This window comes from Megasphaera cerevisiae DSM 20462, assembly GCF_001045675.1.
Lineage (GTDB): Bacteria > Bacillota > Negativicutes > Veillonellales > Megasphaeraceae > Megasphaera > Megasphaera cerevisiae.
On sequence record NZ_LEKT01000123.1, the window covers coordinates 1 to 1157 of the forward strand.

The 1157-nt window shown below is 41.3% G+C and carries 2 protein-coding genes; one reads left to right on the plus strand and one right to left on the minus strand.

Translation table 11 applies throughout. The features are described from left to right. Window positions 1-241, plus strand: a 241-nt coding sequence (locus AB840_RS17985; RefSeq protein WP_048515675.1) for a hypothetical protein, incomplete at its 5' end; no start/stop codon positions are given. A 679-nt stretch (window positions 242-920) separates the two neighbouring features. Here AB840_RS17985 and AB840_RS17370 read toward each other — a convergent pair. Further along, a partial coding sequence (locus AB840_RS17370; protein ID WP_048515676.1) for a hypothetical protein occupies window positions 921-1157 on the minus strand: 237 nt, incomplete at its 5' end.

Consider the following 1157-nt stretch of genomic DNA (forward strand, 5'->3'; position numbering starts at 1 on the left):
AAATTACAATGCAATGCCTATTGATGCTACAGCAAGAAAGATTGCTTTTAATATCTCAATGACGCATCTATGGAGTACAGTTACACCTAATTGTTATGACATTCCTAATATTGTCATTTCTCCTTATATTGGAAATGCTGATAGTTCTGGAATTTATGTTTTGATAGATTGTGAACTGGGTCAAGGATATACGTCAGGATCAGCAACATCTAACATTTTATGGATGTCCCTTGGCAAGTAAACAGTGGGTATCTACCGAAGCTCCTGCCGGAAGTGCATCAACCGCAACACTTCCCATTGCTTACACGCAATGGTATAAAATTGTCGCAACTGGAGTTGTAAGCAGTGCCGATTCGGATTTCAAACAAACTGTAGCCATCTTGAAGGACTATAACATGTCGCTGAGTGGATTTGTACTGCGCTCATCTGGGGCCGATAGGCCAGCGGCGCACTGCATAACCATCGGTATATAGACAGTGGGGAATAAATCCAAATACCACTAACCGAACAGTGACATTCCCCATCGCTATGAACCAAGATATTATGGCCAAGGCAGTAAGCTGCGCATATCGCATGATGTATACACTAAATGAATCCAAAACTGGGTTTGCTGTCAGTTCTTTTAATGTGGATGGAACAGATTATACTGGAAATCTTATATTTACATGGATTTGCATGGGCTATTAAATAACTTTTTTTACACTGCTTAGTAGCCTGCGGAAATCCAAGCCACGCCAATATTGATGTGGTTATAATTGATACATGCCTGTTGTGTCTGTTGCGCTTTTACGTATGTTGGGGAGTTGTTGGCGGCATCAATAGCTTGCGCTAATAAGCGATAGGAAGTATTACTATACGCCAATGGTAATGTGAACCACATATTGTCCGTTGCCGAGGTTGTTACGCAAATTCCCCACTGTTTAAACACCAATAATAAAAAACCGTACGTTTTGCCCTTGCCGAGTTATTGTCCCACCGTTAACAACCCATTTAGATAAAATATTAGCTCGGGTATTTGATGCGGTGGCAATGTCTGCTCCAGCTATTGCAATGCCATTTATGTTATTATCCCAGCCTGAGGGATCGCCTTCCGTGGTTATGATTGCCCAAGGTTTGTTGGATAACGCAATAGGATATATGATTGCAGATAAACCGTT